Origin of the sequence: Gaetbulibacter saemankumensis DSM 17032, from assembly GCF_000425645.1 — a bacterium.
GTDB lineage: Bacteria > Bacteroidota > Bacteroidia > Flavobacteriales > Flavobacteriaceae > Gaetbulibacter > Gaetbulibacter saemankumensis.
Genome location: NZ_KE384430.1, coordinates 160,254 through 176,158 on the forward strand (window position 1 = coordinate 160,254; position 15,905 = coordinate 176,158).

Sequence of the window (15,905 nt, forward strand, 5' to 3'; positions counted from 1 at the left end):
ATTAATTGATTATTGGTTTTCCCATGTAAAAGTCTAAAACTTTTGTCTTAAAAACAAAATCATACTTCGCATTTATTAAGGAAGATTGTGCATTTATCAATCTTACCCGTGCTTGTTCTAAGTCGAAAGTGGTCATGGCACCAATATTATAACGTTCGGTAGCGTTATTAAATGCCAATTCCTGAGAAACAAGAGACTTTTTAGCTGCCTGATAAGTCTTAAATGCTGCCTGCGCATCGGTAAATGCACGCTGTATAGTCGACTCTAAATCTAACTTAGCCTGCTCTAAGTCTAATTTACTATTCTCTTCCTGAATTAAAGATTTTGCCACTGCTGTTTTATTCTGAAATCTTGAAAAGATAGGAATACTCAAATTCAAATTAAAACTATGTCCCTTTTGTTCATTTAACTGCTGAAAAAAAGATTTAGATTCCGATAAATTGGAAAAAGTTGCTGCAGAATTAAAACTATAGCCGAACGTTAAAGATGGTAAAAAACCGCCTTTAGAAATCTTTGTACTCAATTCGGCATTTTCAACATTCTTTTCTGCAAACTTAATCTCATTTCTATTCTGAAAAGCCATATCTAAAACTGGTTGCACATTATTATACAACAAAGCTTCCGAAGGATTATTAATTGTAGTAACTTCAACTTCAAAGCCATCAAAAGGCACCTGCAATAATTGAGAAAGCATCAACAATGCTAAATTCAAATTATTTTCGGCTACGGTAAGATTCTGGGCATCGCTACTTACTGTTGCCTCGGCATCGTAAATATTTGCCTTGGGTTGCACCCCTGCATCCACAAGATTTTTAACTTGCTTTAATTGTTGCAAACTAAAATCATACTGTGCCTGAGCTATTTCTAAATTCTCCTGATTAAACAAGACATTTAAATAGGCATTTACGACATTTAAAGAAATATCATCTTTTATCCTAGAAAGCTCCAAGTTATTAGCCTCAAAATTTAATTGTGATTGCTTGTAAAAATAAGTATTTCGGAATCCATCAAAAACAGTCTGAGAGACCCCTATACTAGCATTGGTCCCGTGAAACGTTCTATCAACAAAAGTACCCGGAAATAATTCGGCTTGCCCCAAGCTTAAGGATTGTGAAATATTAGCTCTAACTCCCGGTAATTTATTTCCCTGAGCAGCCTTTATATCTTGTTCATTAATTTTTAATTGATTTTCACTACGCTGGACTGTAATATTATGTTCTAAAGCATAATCAACACAAGCTTTCAATGTCCACTTTTTATTCTGTCCAAAACTTAAGCTACAGCAGGCTATAATCGCTATATATACAAATTGTTTCATTTTAATTTGAATCATATTAATGAGGAGGTCTCATAGTTGGGTTATTGTCATCTGAGGCTTTATTCCACACTTTTATTTTATCGCCTTCCTTAAGGCCTTCAGTTATTTCAACGTTTATTCCATCGGAAATACCCAATTCGATATCCACCTTTTTATACTGCCCCTCGGCTTCAAGCACCTCTACATATGGTTTTTCCGTGATTCTATTATATTGCAGTAATGCCTCCCGAATGGCAAATACGCTGTCTTTACTTTCAATATCTATTTCTGCATTTGCACTATAACCAGCTCTTACATTAGTGCCATCGTTAATATTTACATTAGCTTTTAAAGTAAACTGAACTGCTCCATTTTCTTCTACCCCTTTTGGAGCTATAAATGTTAATATTGCAGGAAAATCTTTGTCTTTTATAGCCCCTAAAACCACTTTAATCTCTGTGCCTTCAGAAAGCTTTCCTACTTCTGATTCGTCAACTTTACCTTCAAAAATCATATGACTCATGTCGGCAATAGTAGCAATAGTGGTTCCGGCATTAAAGTTATTACTTTCAATAACCTGATCACCTTCCCGAACCGGAATTTCCAAAATAGTTCCGGTTATCTGAGCAATAATATTAGTATTCGCTGTGCTCCCACCAGACAAAGATCCGAGTTTAATAATTTGATAATCGTTTTGTGCTTGCCTTAAAGATTCTTTAGCCTGATTATACGACAATTCACTATTTTCATAATCCTGCTGAGAAATCACCTCCTTTTCAAAAAGCACTTTATTTCTATTAAATAACGTTTCGGCATTTTTAAAAGACAACTCTGCTGTTTTAATTCGACTTTTAGCACTCACTAAGCTTTGTTCATTTGGAACAACACGAATTTTAGCAATTAAATCACCTTTTTGAACTTTATCGCCTTCTTCAACAAGTATGTCATCTATAATCCCCGAAATTTGTGGTTTTAACTCAATTTCTTCCTCTGGATTCAGTTTTCCAGTAGCCACCGCTTTGGTATTTATCGATGCATAAAAAGGTTCTTCGACTTTAAAATCTTCAATAGCCTTTGAATTAGCGTCTCTAAAATACTTAATCACCACCAGTAATAGGACTAAAACAACAATACCTAAAATAATTTTTACTGTTTTATTCATCTTTTATATTTATTTATTCTTCTCTTAATGCATCAATTGGTTTCACGCTTGTTGCTTTAAATGCCGGAATTAACCCGATTAACGTTCCCAAAACCACTGAAACTACCATGGCAATAAATAGGACCAGAATAGATACCGAGGCGTTTACAAGAATAGCATCTTCACCTTGCCCTAAAAAATGATCTAAGGCTATTAATATCCATCCACCTATTATTACTCCAAACATCCCAGCTACAATAGTAAGAAATACTGCCTCTACTATAATTTGCCTTTGAATCTCGAAAGGAGTTGCTCCCAATGCACGACGCACACCAATTTCTTTGGTGCGTTCTTTAACCGTTATTAATAAAATATTTCCAATAGCAAATACACCTGCTATTAATGTAGCAATCCCCACAAACCAGGTTAAAAATTGCATACCCGTTAAAAAATTATAGCGTTTAGCAAATTCCTTTCCTAAATTAAAACCTCCAAAAGCCTGGTTGTCTTCGGGGTGTACTTCATTAAGATTTTTCAACAACAATTTTGCATCTTGTTCAATCTGCCCAATTTTATATTCTGGCTTTCCGGTGATCATTAAAAATCCAAATTTATCGCCTTGATTATACACTTGCTGAAAAGTAGAAAACGGAATATAGACATCTTCACTTGGCCCAAAATTATCAATCATTCCTTTTTGATAAATACCTACAACCAAATAATTGATACTGTTAATTTGAATATAAGTTCCAATGGCTTCTTCTTCTTTTTCATACAACTGCTTATAAGTATCTTCTGAAATTACGGTGACCTTTTTATGATTATCAATATCATTTTGATTAATAAACCTGCCAGCTACTAAATTCCTTTTTTTCACTTTATCTAAAACGGGAAAATCTCCTAAAACATTCAAATTTGCCGACAAGAAATCTCTAACCACTAGTCCCTGGTTCATATTTCTTGCTACCGCAAATTCAATACCCTCTATATTATCTTCCAATTTTGCAACATCCGATAATTTTAATCTAAGACGTTTACCTTCCTGAAATCCTTTAAAGGGCTTACTTGTATTGCCAGCCCAGATGAAAACACTATTGGTTGCAAAATCACCAAACATACGATTAAACGAATTTTCCAGTCCTCGGGCTGCTCCCAATAATCCAACTAACAATAAAATACCCCACCAAACACCAACCATAGTAAGTATGGTTCGCAGCTTATTTTTACTTAAACTATCAAAAACTTCCTGCCATGTATCTTTATCAAATATAAACTTGAACATACTTATTCGTTTCTTATAGCTACAATGGGTTTGATGTTGGACGCTCGTTTTGCGGGAAAGTATCCTGCTATAGCTCCAGCTAATATTAAAGTTATTGTGGCACTTATTACCAAACTTGTACTTACATATGGATCTTTTATCATATAGGCCGCTAATCCTGGACCTGATAATTTAAGAACTCCAAAACCTATTAACAGTCCAACATAACCAGCAATAGTAGTTACAATAATACATTCGATTAATATAATTGATACAATAGATCTTGGTGAAGCTCCTAACGCTTTTCTTATACCTATCTCTTTGGTTCGTTCTTTAACTATAAAAATCATGATATTACTAATTCCAACAACACCAGCTATTAAGGTCCCTAAACCTATAATTAAAATAATGCTCGTTAAGGCGAGATTAAAAATATTTACTCTTTTAGCCTCTGTAGCTAAATTATGAACCCTTATAGCACGTTGATCGGTTGCTGAAACAGAAAAACGGTCTTTTAACTTTGAAGTTAGAAGGTTACTAAAGGCTAGTGCTTGATCGTAGTTTAACTCTGGATTATAAGTTAAGGTTATTTGATCGATGTCATCATTATTTCCATAAACACGCTGGGCCGTAGTAATTGGCATATAAATAAGACGCTCTTCACTATCGCCACCATCATCTGCAAACACACCGACAATTTTATAAGGTATCCCACTTAAATTTATATACTTACCTAAAGCCTTTGTTTGTAGAAAAAGATCCTCTTCAACCAAACGACCAATAACAACTACTTTAGTAGTGTTATTCAAGTCGTTCTGATTAATAAAACGTCCTTCTTTTATTTCTGTATTTTCTATGAACTGATGATCTGGATGAATAGCGCGAACATTATAATTATTCTTCTCATTTCTGAATGAAGCATTTACGTTTTTGTTTATTTGCCCCGTAATAAACTCTACTTTATCCTGAAATTCATCTTTTATAAAATTATAATCTTCATTTTTAAATTGAATTCGCCTACCAGCTTGAAGCCCTTCGCTAGCAGAAACAGTTCTACCAGAATTAACAAAAACTCTATTTAGAGCGTCATTCCCAAAAGCCTCTTTAAATGTATTTTTTAGCCCATTAGCGATCCCAAAAAGAATTACAAATAGTAGTATAGCAAAGGAAACTGTAAAACCAGACAGTAAACTTCGTACTCTGTTTTTATTTATACTTTGAAATATTTCCCGCCAAAGGTCTAAATCAAACATATTGTTGAGCTCTCACCTGAGTAATTTTTGTATCCTCCATTATAACACCATCACGAAGTCTTACAATACGCTTACACATATTAGCGATATCCTCTTCATGGGTGACCATTAAAATAGTTTTGCCTTCATCATTTAAATCTTGAATAAATTTCATGATCTCATAAGAAGTACCCGAATCTAATGCCCCTGTAGGTTCATCGGCAAGTAACAGCTTCGGATTTGCAGCCAAGGCTCGGGCAATGGCAACGCGTTGTTTTTGCCCTCCCGATAATTCTTTAGGTAAATGATGTGACCACTCGGTTAGACCTACTTTACCTAAATGGAACATAGCAAGTTCCTGTCGTTCCTTTCGACTCATCCCCTGATAATATAAGGGCAATGCAACGTTCTCCAACGCTGTCTTATAATTTATTAGATTAAAAGATTGAAAAATAAACCCTAAAAATTTGTTTCGGTATAGGGCCGCCTTTTTTTCTGTTAAGTTTTTAATAGGTAAGCCATCTAAGATATATTCACCTGAATCGGCTTCATCAAGCATCCCAATGATGTTAAGTAAAGTAGATTTTCCAGAGCCCGAAGACCCCATTATAGCCACCATTTCACCATCTTCGACCGTAAGATTAATCCCTTTTAGCACATGTAGACTAGAATCGCCTATAGGATAGGATTTGTGCAAATTTCGAATTTCTAACATCTTATTTACGTTAATGTCGTTATAACTTATAGGTTTGACTATCAACGCGAACGAATGTTACATTAAAAAGTAAAAACTTTTGAATTTATTTTGACGTATTGAATTTTCTATAAATTAGATAACCAAGACCTCCAACCAACACGTACGGGATAGCCATTAAATATACAATGCCATCATTTATTCCTTCGGCTGCTGTTTGACCTTCACCACTTTCTAAAACGGCACGACACATAGCACATTGAGCTTCCGTATTTAATGCGAAAACCAGGAAAAACAATATATAAATTACAACTCTTTTCATTTTAACTATAATACGGTGCAATCATAATATAAACTACAACGCCGGTTATTGCCACATACAACCATAAAGGAAACGTTATTTTAGCAATTTTTTTATGCTGCTGGATATTATTACTAATCCCTCTTACATAGGTTATAAGCACAAATGGAATAACAACAATAGACATTACTATGTGAGTTAAAAGTACGAAATAATAAAGATATTTTATAACGCCTTCACCTCCATATTTAGTAGAATCACTGGTCATATGATAAGCCACATACATCACCAAAAACAACACTGATAAAATAATTGCAAACTTCACTAAGCGTTCGTGCAATACTATTTTCTTATTCTGGACAGCAATAAATGCCAATACCAATACCAAAGCGGTTAATGCATTTATAGACGCGTAAATTGGAGGTAAAAATACCGGAAGTTCAGCATCTATTTTAACCCCAAAAAGTACCGCCACAACTAGTGGAATAGCCACCGATAAAACTATAATGAGTTTGTTGTACTTTTTCTCGTTTAAAAGTTCCTCTGTATTATTCATTGAGTAATTTTTTAATGTCAACTTTTAATTTACTAATTTCTTCTGGTGTACCGTCATCATCAACTTTTTCAGCTTCTGAAACAATACCACGATAATAAATTATTGGATTACCGTATTCGTCTTTTCTAGATCTAATAAACCCATTTTTATCGATTAGCGCAAAATTCCCTGAGTGTTCAAAACCACCAGCAGCTGAGGCCTCTTCAGCCGAATACAAATTAAATCCTTCATTAGACAATCTATAAATAACCTCTTTATCTCCCGTCATAAAATGCCAGTTTGGATTGGTTACCCCATATTGATCTGCATAAGCTTTTAATATTTCTACCGTATCATAATCAGGGTTGATTGTGAATGAAGCTATACCAAAATTTTCAAAATCTTTAAATTCATCCTGAATATCTACCAGATTTTTATTCATCCTCGGACAAATAGTTGGACAAGTTGAAAAGAAAAACTCCACAATATAAACTTTACCTAAGTAATCTTCATTGGTAATTATTTTGCCATTTTGATCCGTAAATGAAAAAGCTGGCACTTTCTTGGGTTTGCCATCAATTTCGATAAAAGCCATATCGGAATCAACAGACATTTTATCGCCAGCTAAATCACTACGACTTTCATTTCGTATGATATCATTATTGGTAATTCTATCGACAATTTTTGGCACGAATAATATTCCAAATAATAGAATAACAAACGCTATACCAATGTATGAATAATTAGTTTTTTTCATCTTTACTATTTAAATCTTGTGCTCTTCGCGTAGTAGAATCGAATTCGCCTTTTCTTTTTTGTCTGTATTCGGTAAATAAAATACGTAAATCATCACTCATTTTATTTTTAATTTCAGACACTTCAATACTATTATATGAATATAACATATAAGACGGTTTATTCGTTTCAATTTCTTTATCTGATCTATCATCGATACGTCCACGTTGGTATAAATCTTTATCGATAATAAAAATATCGTTTGTGCTTAAATCTTCATCCAGAGATGATTTACTTTTAAGACTATTGAATACTTTTTGGATACTTTCAGGTGTTCCAAACACAAAATGCCAAAACCTTAAATCCTCATAGGAATTTATTTCTGCCTTCAATTTTTCAATTTCTGCCTCAGTTCCTTTAGGCACGACAACGACCATTTGAAACTTCTTAAAACCTTTAAACTTGTCGTAAACCAGTTCTTTTAAATTAGACGCAGCAATAGCATTTTCTAGAGGCTTTGTCCCTAAGAACCCTACAACGGTTATATGATCTTTAAATTGAATATTTTCGTTTGAATCTGACTGAAACCCCTGTAACTCTATAACCGATTCATTAACAATATCTAGAGGCGTATAGTTATGCGTTGCCGGATATAAAAACAACAAAAACGTTACTGGTAGAAAAAATAAAATTCCCAAAACCACATAGCGACTCACTTTTTTATAATCCATGAACTCATTAATTTTAATCGTGTGCAAAATTAAAAAAAGGCGGTTTAATAACCGCCTTAATATATCTTATTTAACACTTATACCTCAAGATATAAGTAGACTTCTTAATTAAAAATCTTTTTTAATATAACCATTGTCATATACTCCAAATACATACCCACCTTCTTGTAATAAGATGAATACTAAATAAAGTATTAAGAAAATTGCTGTCCAAACTACAGCGCGTCTTAAACCTTTTGTTTCATCACGCATGTGCATGAAATCCCAGGTAATGTAATACGCTTTAACAATCGTTAAAATAATGAAGATCCAGTTAAGAATTTTCATTCCTAACAAATGTCCCATAAAAACTTCTGGTTTATAAATACCAAGTACTACTTCAACCGCTGTAATAATGGATAATAAAATTAATACGCCCCAGATTTTTTGTGTATTCGATTTAAACTTAACTAAACCTCTTAATATTTCTAGTTTATGATCTTGTGCCATTTTTAATGCTTTAAAATAAAATTAAACAAGGTAAAAGAATGTAAATACAAATACCCAAACCAAATCTACAAAGTGCCAGTATAAACCAACCTTTTCAACCATTTCGTAGCTCTTACGTTTTTCGTAAGTTCCTAATACCACATTAAAGAAAATAATGATATTAATAACAACTCCCGAGAATACGTGGAATCCATGGAATCCTGTTATAAAGAAAAAGAAGTCTGCAAATAAAGGTGAACCATACTCATTTACATGAAGGTTTGCCCCTTCAACTACTTGTTTCCCATTAGCCTTGATGATTTCTAAAGATTCAGCTCTCGACAAAATAGTTTTCTCACCTTCTTCAGTAAGTGTTTGTGTTCTAACTAAAACATTATCATGAGCCTCCAGACCGTGAATTACTTCTTCAACAGTATAAGTAGGTAACGCAGATTCACTTGTAAACCACAACCCACTTTTACGCTCGTGTTGTGTTCTTTCTTTGGGCTCTGCAACCACAAAATCTCTCAAAGCAACACGATGACCTTCAGCATCTACAAACTGAAGAATATTACCTCCCTTAGTTTGCACTGCACCGTAATCTCCTTGAATAAAAGTAGCCCATTCCCATGCCTGAGACCCAACGAAAATTAAACCTCCAATAATGGTTAAGAACATGTAAAACGTCACTTTTGCCTTATTTAAATGATGACCTGCATCTACAGCTAATACCATTGTTACAGACGACATGATAAGTATAAAAGTCATAAATGCCACATAAATCATTGGCAATTCCTGACCATGTAAAAACGGAACGTGTGTAAACACCTCATCCGCAATTGGCCACGAATCAATAAATTTAAACCTTGAAAATCCGTAAGCCGCTAAAAATCCTGAAAAGGTTAAAGCATCAGAAACGATGAAAAACCACATCATCATCTTTCCATAACTCGCCTTAAGTGGCTCATTGCCACCACCCCACGTTTTACCTTCTGAACCAGAAGTCACCACTGTACTACTCATATAAGTTGGTTATTTTTTAAAAGTTGGACAAAAATAATCATTTTATTTATCTAATGAAATTTACGCTCTATTTTTTAAAAACTTTAAATCGCGTTTATCATAGACACCGCCTAAGTTTTCCAAAAATTGTCGTTAAGTTTATCTTACAAAATACAGAAATAAAAACAGATACACCCAAAGTATATCAATGAAATGCCAAAAAGTTGCAGCCAATTCAAAACCTAACATATTACTGGCTGTATATTTTTGTTTAAAATGGTTATAAATAACCACCAACAAGCATATTAAACCCACAACAACGTGCAATATGTGTACTACTGCAATTAAATATATATAAGACATGGTTACATTACTGGTAGGTCCCGTAAAATTATAACCTAAATCAATGATTTGCTGAAACCCTGAAAACTGATTAAAAATAAAAACAACACCTAATACCAATGTTACCAATAACCATAAGGTTGTTTGTTGTTTATTATCTCTTTTTAAAGCATTTTTTGCTAATAAAAATGTAAGACTACTAATAATAATTACAACGGTACTGATTAAAAATGCATTGGGTAACTGAAAATCTTTTAACCAATCCGGTCTTGAACTACTAACTACAAATGCACTCGTCCACCCAGCAAACGACATAATAAGTGAAATAATGCCAAACCAAAGCATCATTTTCTTAGCTCTTCTATTTTTTTCTTCTGCAGTACCTTGAGTTAAATCCATTATTATCTTAAAAATTTATCTATCACGTAAACAATCTGTATCAAAGAAATATAAGATACACTAACTAGCATAAGTTGCCTTGCTGCTTTTTCAGTCATAAGTCTAAACAAACGAATGGCGTAATACAACATCCATAATCCTAATATGAATACAATTATTACAGCTACAATGGATAATTTTAAGTCGCCTGTAAAACCAAATACTGGAATTATTGAAACTAAAATAGTCCACACAGTATACATTATTGTTTGCACAGCTGTACCTCGATCTTGTTTACCTGTTGGCAACATAAAAAAGCCTCCTTTTTTATAATCTTCAAACAAAAACCATCCGATAGCCCAAAAATGAGGAAACTGCCAAAAAAATTGTAATGCAAACAAGGTTCCTGGTTCAATACCAAAATTATTAGTAGCAGCCACCCATCCAAGCATAAAGGGTATTGCTCCAGGTATAGCTCCAGCAAAAACAGCCAATGGTGTTTTAGTCTTTAAAGGTGTATAAACACAAGTATAAAGAAATATTGAAATGGCTCCAAACATAGCCGTTTGCTTATTGATGGTATATAATATAATAATCCCAAATAAAGTAAACAAACTTGCTATTATGAATGCCGTCGTTACAGACATACGCCCGGACGGCACTGGTCTGTTTTGAGTTCGACTCATTAATGCATCTAAATCCTTCTCTATAATTTGATTGAAAGCATTTGAGGCACCAACCATGAAATAACCTCCAAACGCTAAAAGTATAAGGGTTTTAAAATCGATGTTATCGGCTCCAAGCAAATAACCTGCCAACGAAGAAAACACAACACTTAATGCCAGGCGCATCTTTGTGATTTCCTTAAAATCTGCGATTACTGAAGTAGTTGCTAATGAAGTATTTGAATTACTCAAAATATTATTATCCTTTGACGCCTCTTTTATTGCGAGTGCAAATGTACTTTATAAAAGCAATCTGAGCAATGCTTTTTATTGTTAAATTTTAATTAACCACTTAAAAGCAAATATATTCTGCTCTAATTTTACACGCCAAAATTAAAAATCGAAATACCAATTGAATAAATCTGTACGCAATCCGAAACTAAACCAAACGGTATCATTTTTAAAAGTAGTTTCTGTGGTGGCATCAGGATTAAAGTTCCTGAAAGTGACTTCAGTAAACAACTTCAAATTAGATTCCGGGTTTACTAGATAGCCAATCTGTAAATTACCATTAAATGTATTTGTCCGGATTCCTTGACCTATCTTTACGCCTTTATCAAACGGTCGATCATTATAATTTCTATAAATATCGCCACCATAACTATAACTATCTATATCGGTATTAAAATCAAGTCCACGAACGCCATAAATTAATTTTGTATTCGCAAACCATCTATTTAAATGATAACGCCCAATCAAAATAGCTTCACTAAAATTAGCTCCCCACAAATGCGCCATAGATTGATTATTATGTCCGTAATTAGTTGAAATAGTATTATGCGAATAGGTATAAGGCCGCACGCGGTTATATTCAAATTGAAGCATTAAATTATCAACATTAAAAGCATCATAGTATTTGGCTCCAATTTGGTAACCAAATTTATTACGCCAGCTTTTCTCCCCTCCTTTAATGTCACTTAACGCAAATTCATCCAATATAAATTGTCCATATATATTAATATTATCATTCCATTTATATTTTCCAGTGGCACCTAAAATAGCATTTCCAGCATCCTGACCCGTTTCGAATTCAATGGCTCGGTAAAAAATTACCGGATTTAAATAATTCACATCAAATCCACGATTATTAGAATTAGTCCAAACTACAGATTCAAAGAAACCTAAATTTAATCGTTTAGATACATTCCAACTTAAATAATGATTCGCCATGTATTTTGTAAGAAAAGCACCATCTTCAGTTACTTCAGGTCTTACATCTCGCAACCACAACCAGGTATTGGTGTATTTAATTTTCCAGAATTTGGTATTTAACTTTAAAAACGGATGCGGACTGGCTACGTCACTTAATAATAATGAACGATATCCATCACCAATAAAATTTTTAGAATGCCCAAACTGGATATTAATAAATTTTGCTGGCGTATAAGACAAATAAGCTTCGGCTACAGGATAATCATACGAATTACTTTTAAATCGTTTAGCAATACCACGCCCCGGAATAATCGCAGGATCTGGACCAAACGCCTTTAAACTTTCTGCATAAGCATTTACATAGCGAGCAAAACGCCCTTGACTTTCAAATACAGAGGTGTAAAAATTGAATTTCTTTCCCAATCCTCCTTGTACAAGTATACCTCTTGTATTATTATATGTAGAATTAAAATCTGCATCGGTATCCTTACCAACTTGTAAATCAAAAATCGGGTCTAAGGTAAACCAAAACTCATGACTCTGTAATTGCACCAAATGTTCATTCCATAATTTTCTTCCGAACCAAGTTTGTCTTGTTTGCTTTAATTTATCCTTCTCAGCTTGAAAATCGTAGTATCCAGAAACTTCTTGATACACATAAGGTTTCGACGCCGTATGGCTATTGGTTCCAACCATATTCATTTGCCTGCCAAATTTGGAATAATCACCATGTGTAAATGGGATATTTAATTGACTCGAATATGCCTGTGGCTTATAAGATGAAATAGATTTATTTACTTCATCGTATTCCTGTTTAGCTTGTTGCTCTAATTTAGTAATTTCTCTAGTTTTAGATTTCAGTTCACTTTTAAACTGATTTTCCAATGGTATTTTTATAGCTATAGAGTATTGTTTAAAAGTAGGCCTCCCATTATAAGTAGCCGGCTTCACTTTCGGAAACAAGGAAAATACGCGTTTCATTTCTGCTTTTAAGGATTCGTAAATAGCATCTAAGTATACTATTTTGAATATACCCATTGTATCAACTTCAAATAACACAACAACCTCACCTTTATAATCATCATTGATTACTGTTTGAGGCAGCTTAAAATTATCCTGAATAAGCTTAAACACCTGGCTATCAAAACACGCCTCTAATTTCTCCATAACTATAGTATCACAAACAGAAAACACTGGAGGTTTTTCATAATACGAAGTGTTTTGAGCCGTTAGATTATATTGAAGAAAAAGAAGAAATAAAACAGTAAGTCTCTTCATGAATATGGGCATCTTATTGAAATTTATCCGAAAGATAGTATATTTTTAATAATGCCACCTCGAAAAAAAACCGCTATTACAAATGCAATAACGGTTTTAATATAGTTTACTTAGGTTTAATTTTGAACATAAAAAGTTATAGGCAAACTATAGATAACTCCAACATTTTTATCGCGCTGTCTTCCTGGAGTCACAACAGGTAATTTATTTATAACTCTTTCTGCTTCTACTTCGAGTTCACGCTGTGGACCCCGTACTTTTATTTCGGCCACTCTACCCATCTTATCAATCTTAAATTGCGTACGGATTACTTGCTTAACATGAAGCCCTAGCCTGTCTGCTAATGTCACATTAAAATGTCTCCGAATATGCTTTGATATTTTATTAGACATGCATTTACGTTTTGCTTCGTTGGATACCTCGGCTTCACAACCTGGGAAAATCGGAACCTCCTCGATAACATCGAAAGGAACCGGTTCTTCATCCTCGGGCACATCAATTACATTTACATTATCTGGAACAACTACATCATCGCTATTAGAAACCAGATATTCTGAGGTGTCATCAATAAAAATATCAGGAGTATCATCTGGCACTTGTTCTAATACCTGTGTCTCTTTTTTAGGAGTTGGTTTTGGCTCTTCCTTTTTAATTACCTGCACTTGAGGCTTAAAAACAGATACATCTACCATAGCAATATCTGTTGGTGGCAAGACATCACCTATATTGGGAATAGTAGTTTCAAGTTTCATTTCAAGTAAGCTATAAGCTGCGAGCAAACATAAAATAAGGCCGACTTGAAAATACAGCATGGTGTTTTTCGTAAATTTGCAATATGCTTTTGAGATTTTTTCACGCTAAAGTCATTTTGCCGAATGACTTCGTGAGTTTCTTTTGGAATACTTATAATATTTATAATGTATTGATTAATATTATGATAAAATCACAATAAGCATACCAAAAAGAAATCCCGTTACAAATTGTAACGGGATTTTATTTTTAATCTATCCTATTTAAGATATGTGTATTTTATTAATCTTGAACTTGAAAAACAATTGGTAAAGAATATGGTACGGTTACTGGCTTACCACGTTGCATCCCTGGTTTCATTTTAGGAAGTAACCCAATAACTCTAGCTGCTTCTTTCTCTAAACCTGGATGCGGTGCTCTAGCACGGATTCCAGTAATATTACCTGTTTTGTCAATTTTAAAAATTACATTGATACGTTGCCTACCAGTTAATCCTAAATCACTCGCTAATTCTGTGTTGAATTTTTTACCAACAAACTGAGAAATTTTTTGAGACATACATGCTTTTTTAGCATTGTTATCTCCTTTTTCACAACCAGGGAAAACAGGCACATTTTCAATTACTGCAAAAGGCACTTCGATATCTTCCTCTACTTCTGAAACTTCTACTTCTTCTACTTCGACAATTTCAGTTTCCTGATCAACTTCTGTAGACTCAATTACAGTTTCTTCAACCTCAACCTCATCTTCAACAATCTCGATAACCTCAGGAGCTGCTGGCGGCGGCGGCGGCGGCGGCGGTGGCGTTTGTAACTGTTCAGTAATTGGAATTTCTTCTTCCAACTCTTCTTCCATGTTCAATTGCCCTATATCAATTTCCGACTTGTCGTATGTTTTATAATTAATAGCAAAATTAGTTAAAAATAACATCAATGCTAAACCAACAGCGAAGTATAGTGAACTATTACGCCCAACATTTGCCTTAGGATTTTTCTTAAGTTCCATAATTAATTTTTGTGTTTTTCAAGAATTGCTAAAATAACTATTTATTTACTAAAAAAGCAAACGTTTATAATTTTTTAATGCTTCTTCTTTGAATGATTAATATAAATATTACACCGACTAATATACCCAACGAATTGGCTACAACATCGTAAAAATCTGATGCTCTCGATTCTGTAAGCACTCCTTGTAATACCTCAATAATTATACCAAAAAAGAATGCAAAAACACTGGCGTAAATTAAAGCTGAATTCTTCTCAAACTTAAATTTATACAAAAAGCTATAAAACCATAATATGCATAATGTTAAATAAGATCCTATATGAAATATCTTATCTGCAAAAGAAACTCCCACGTCGGGGAGTTTATTAAGATTTATTAAACACACACCAGCAAGAACTAGTGTGTAAATTATGCTTATTAAAAATATTTGCTTCTTAAGCACCTACTAGACTTTTGTAATCGTCTGCAGATAATAAATTTTCAACTTCAGATAAATCTGAACATTTTACCTTAATCATCCAACCATCACCATAAGGATCGCTATTTACCTTTTCTGGTTCGTCTTCCAACACTTCATTGAACTCGATAATTTCTCCCGATAAAGGCAAAAATAAATCTGATACTGTTTTTACAGCTTCTACAGTTCCAAAAATCTCTTCAGCATCTAAAGTTTCATCTACTGTTTCTACTTCAACGTACACAATGTCTCCAAGTTCACTTTGTGCAAAGTCTGTGATTCCAATAGTTGCAACATCGCCTTCTATACTAATCCACTCGTGGTCTTTGGTATACTTTAATTCTGATGGTATATTCATAATACTTTTTAAGTTTATTTTCGCAAATGTATTTATTCAAATTATAATTTCAAACAGAATAAA

General features: G+C 33.6%; 18 protein-coding genes. All 18 read right to left on the reverse strand.

Going from position 1 to position 15,905, the window contains the following annotated elements:
* Position 1: 1 nt before the first annotated feature.
* Positions 2-1,318, reverse strand: coding sequence for a TolC family protein (locus tag H611_RS0107410; RefSeq protein WP_027137759.1), 1,317 nt, complete (start codon positions 1,316-1,318; stop codon positions 2-4).
* A 16-nt stretch (positions 1,319-1,334) separates the two neighbouring features.
* Complete coding sequence (locus H611_RS0107415) at positions 1,335-2,459, reverse strand: efflux RND transporter periplasmic adaptor subunit (RefSeq protein ID WP_027137760.1); 1,125 nt, start codon at positions 2,457-2,459, stop codon at positions 1,335-1,337.
* 13 nt (positions 2,460-2,472) lie between these two features.
* Complete coding sequence (locus tag H611_RS0107420; RefSeq protein ID WP_027137761.1) at positions 2,473-3,720, reverse strand: ABC transporter permease; 1,248 nt, start codon at positions 3,718-3,720, stop codon at positions 2,473-2,475.
* A 2-nt stretch (positions 3,721-3,722) separates the two neighbouring features.
* Entirely contained in the window at positions 3,723-4,952 is a 1,230-nt protein-coding gene (locus H611_RS0107425) for an ABC transporter permease (protein ID WP_027137762.1), read from the reverse strand.
* The gene (locus H611_RS0107430) at positions 4,945-5,646 is read right to left on the reverse strand and encodes an ABC transporter ATP-binding protein (protein ID WP_027137763.1); all 702 of its coding nucleotides are present in this window, start codon (positions 5,644-5,646) and stop codon (positions 4,945-4,947) included. Before H611_RS0107430 ends, H611_RS0107425 begins: the two co-directional genes overlap by 8 nt.
* 85 nt (positions 5,647-5,731) lie before the next feature.
* The gene (locus tag H611_RS0107435; RefSeq protein ID WP_027137764.1) at positions 5,732-5,947 is read right to left on the reverse strand and encodes a membrane protein; all 216 of its coding nucleotides are present in this window, start codon (positions 5,945-5,947) and stop codon (positions 5,732-5,734) included.
* Between the two features lies 1 nt (position 5,948).
* Entirely contained in the window at positions 5,949-6,482 is a 534-nt protein-coding gene (locus H611_RS0107440; RefSeq protein WP_027137765.1) for a DUF420 domain-containing protein, read from the reverse strand.
* Positions 6,475-7,218: an SCO family protein gene (locus H611_RS0107445; RefSeq protein WP_027137766.1), complete on the reverse strand. Its 744-nt coding sequence runs from the start codon at positions 7,216-7,218 to the stop codon at positions 6,475-6,477. The genes H611_RS0107440 and H611_RS0107445 overlap by 8 nt, the downstream gene beginning before the upstream one ends.
* On the reverse strand, positions 7,205-7,927 hold the full coding sequence (locus H611_RS0107450; protein ID WP_027137767.1) for a hypothetical protein: 723 nt from the start codon (positions 7,925-7,927) through the stop codon (positions 7,205-7,207). Before H611_RS0107450 ends, H611_RS0107445 begins: the two co-directional genes overlap by 14 nt.
* Before the next feature lie 108 nt (positions 7,928-8,035).
* Positions 8,036-8,416 carry a cytochrome C oxidase subunit IV family protein gene (locus H611_RS0107455; protein WP_027137768.1) on the reverse strand — a complete coding sequence of 127 codons (381 nt, stop codon included), beginning with the start codon at positions 8,414-8,416 and terminating at the stop codon, positions 8,036-8,038.
* 21 nt (positions 8,417-8,437) lie between these two features.
* Positions 8,438-9,418 carry a cytochrome c oxidase subunit 3 gene (locus tag H611_RS0107460; RefSeq protein WP_027137769.1) on the reverse strand — a complete coding sequence of 327 codons (981 nt, stop codon included), beginning with the start codon at positions 9,416-9,418 and terminating at the stop codon, positions 8,438-8,440.
* 138 nt (positions 9,419-9,556) lie between these two features.
* Entirely contained in the window at positions 9,557-10,138 is a 582-nt protein-coding gene (locus tag H611_RS0107465) for a cytochrome c oxidase subunit 3 (RefSeq protein WP_027137770.1), read from the reverse strand.
* A gap of 2 nt (positions 10,139-10,140) precedes the next feature.
* A complete protein-coding gene (gene cyoE / locus H611_RS0107470; RefSeq protein ID WP_027137771.1) occupies positions 10,141-11,034 on the reverse strand; it encodes a heme o synthase in 894 nt (297 codons plus the stop codon).
* A 141-nt stretch (positions 11,035-11,175) separates the two neighbouring features.
* Entirely contained in the window at positions 11,176-13,272 is a 2,097-nt protein-coding gene (locus tag H611_RS0107475) for a hypothetical protein (protein WP_027137772.1), read from the reverse strand.
* Positions 13,273-13,388: 116 nt separating this feature from the next.
* Positions 13,389-14,024, reverse strand: coding sequence for an energy transducer TonB (locus tag H611_RS0107480; RefSeq protein WP_051238759.1), 636 nt, complete (start codon positions 14,022-14,024; stop codon positions 13,389-13,391).
* Between the two features lie 280 nt (positions 14,025-14,304).
* Entirely contained in the window at positions 14,305-15,027 is a 723-nt protein-coding gene (locus H611_RS0107485; protein ID WP_027137774.1) for an energy transducer TonB, read from the reverse strand.
* A 64-nt stretch (positions 15,028-15,091) separates the two neighbouring features.
* On the reverse strand, positions 15,092-15,379 hold the full coding sequence (locus tag H611_RS14125) for a VanZ family protein (protein ID WP_169515987.1): 288 nt from the start codon (positions 15,377-15,379) through the stop codon (positions 15,092-15,094).
* An 82-nt stretch (positions 15,380-15,461) separates the two neighbouring features.
* The gene (gcvH, locus tag H611_RS0107495) at positions 15,462-15,842 is read right to left on the reverse strand and encodes a glycine cleavage system protein GcvH (RefSeq protein WP_027137775.1); all 381 of its coding nucleotides are present in this window, start codon (positions 15,840-15,842) and stop codon (positions 15,462-15,464) included.
* Between the last annotated feature and the right edge of the window lie 63 nt (positions 15,843-15,905).

What these genes read in the sequence shown, in the direction of transcription:
- H611_RS0107465 (WP_027137770.1), bottom strand. Translation starts at nt 10,138, where the DNA reads ATGGATTTAACTCAAGGTACTGCAGAAGAAAAAAATAGAAGAGCTAAG.
- H611_RS0107455 (WP_027137768.1), bottom strand. Translation starts at nt 8,416, where the DNA reads ATGGCACAAGATCATAAACTAGAAATATTAAGAGGTTTAGTTAAGTTT.
- H611_RS0107480 (WP_051238759.1), bottom strand. Translation starts at nt 14,024, where the DNA reads ATGAAACTTGAAACTACTATTCCCAATATAGGTGATGTCTTGCCACCA.
- H611_RS0107435 (WP_027137764.1), bottom strand. Translation starts at nt 5,947, where the DNA reads ATGAAAAGAGTTGTAATTTATATATTGTTTTTCCTGGTTTTCGCATTA.
- H611_RS0107485 (WP_027137774.1), bottom strand. Translation starts at nt 15,027, where the DNA reads ATGGAACTTAAGAAAAATCCTAAGGCAAATGTTGGGCGTAATAGTTCA.
- H611_RS0107475 (WP_027137772.1), bottom strand. Translation starts at nt 13,272, where the DNA reads ATGAAGAGACTTACTGTTTTATTTCTTCTTTTTCTTCAATATAATCTA.
- H611_RS0107450 (WP_027137767.1), bottom strand. Translation starts at nt 7,927, where the DNA reads ATGGATTATAAAAAAGTGAGTCGCTATGTGGTTTTGGGAATTTTATTT.
- H611_RS0107460 (WP_027137769.1), bottom strand. Translation starts at nt 9,418, where the DNA reads ATGAGTAGTACAGTGGTGACTTCTGGTTCAGAAGGTAAAACGTGGGGT.
- H611_RS0107440 (WP_027137765.1), bottom strand. Translation starts at nt 6,482, where the DNA reads ATGAATAATACAGAGGAACTTTTAAACGAGAAAAAGTACAACAAACTC.
- H611_RS0107425 (WP_027137762.1), bottom strand. Translation starts at nt 4,952, where the DNA reads ATGTTTGATTTAGACCTTTGGCGGGAAATATTTCAAAGTATAAATAAA.
- H611_RS0107420 (WP_027137761.1), bottom strand. Translation starts at nt 3,720, where the DNA reads ATGTTCAAGTTTATATTTGATAAAGATACATGGCAGGAAGTTTTTGAT.
- H611_RS0107430 (WP_027137763.1), bottom strand. Translation starts at nt 5,646, where the DNA reads ATGTTAGAAATTCGAAATTTGCACAAATCCTATCCTATAGGCGATTCT.
- H611_RS0107415 (WP_027137760.1), bottom strand. Translation starts at nt 2,459, where the DNA reads ATGAATAAAACAGTAAAAATTATTTTAGGTATTGTTGTTTTAGTCCTA.
- H611_RS0107445 (WP_027137766.1), bottom strand. Translation starts at nt 7,218, where the DNA reads ATGAAAAAAACTAATTATTCATACATTGGTATAGCGTTTGTTATTCTA.
- gcvH (WP_027137775.1), bottom strand. Translation starts at nt 15,842, where the DNA reads ATGAATATACCATCAGAATTAAAGTATACCAAAGACCACGAGTGGATT.
- H611_RS0107410 (WP_027137759.1), bottom strand. Translation starts at nt 1,318, where the DNA reads ATGAAACAATTTGTATATATAGCGATTATAGCCTGCTGTAGCTTAAGT.